1 protein-coding gene is annotated in these 506 nt (G+C 64.4%); it reads right to left on the reverse strand.

The window, feature by feature from the left end:
* A partial coding sequence (locus tag EN935_RS39795; RefSeq protein WP_245489195.1) for an ATP-binding protein occupies nucleotides 1–506 on the reverse strand: 506 nt, incomplete at both ends.

Below are 506 nucleotides of genomic sequence, written 5' to 3' on the forward strand. Positions count from 1 at the left end.
ACACGGAACCGCGGCCGATCTCGCTCTCGACGCCGATCTTGCCTGCCATCAGGTCGACGAGGCGGGCGGCGATGGCGAGGCCCAGCCCAGTGCCCTCATGACGGCGGGTGGACGAGCCGTCGACCTGCGCGAATTTCTCGAACACGTTCTGCAGTTTCTCGGCCGGTATGCCGATGCCGGTGTCCTCGACGCGAACCTTGAGCTGGACCACGTCGTTGACGATCTCGCCGCCGACATCGATCAGCACATGACCCTTTTCGGTGAACTTCACCGCGTTGCCGAGCAGGTTGGTGATGATCTGCCGGAACCGGCCGGCGTCGCCGACGACATGGGCCGGCAGGCGCGGGTCGACGCGCACGATCAGTTCGAGGTTCTTTTCGGCGACGCGCGCCGATACCAGCGTCGCCACATCCTCGACCGCCTCGGAAAGGCGGAAGGGAGCGGGGTCGAGGGTGAGTTGCCCGGCATTGATCTTCGAGAAATCGAGGATGTCGTTGATGATGGTG

This window comes from Mesorhizobium sp. M7D.F.Ca.US.004.03.1.1 (genome assembly GCF_003998635.1).
Classification (GTDB): Bacteria; Pseudomonadota; Alphaproteobacteria; order Rhizobiales; family Rhizobiaceae; genus Mesorhizobium; species Mesorhizobium loti.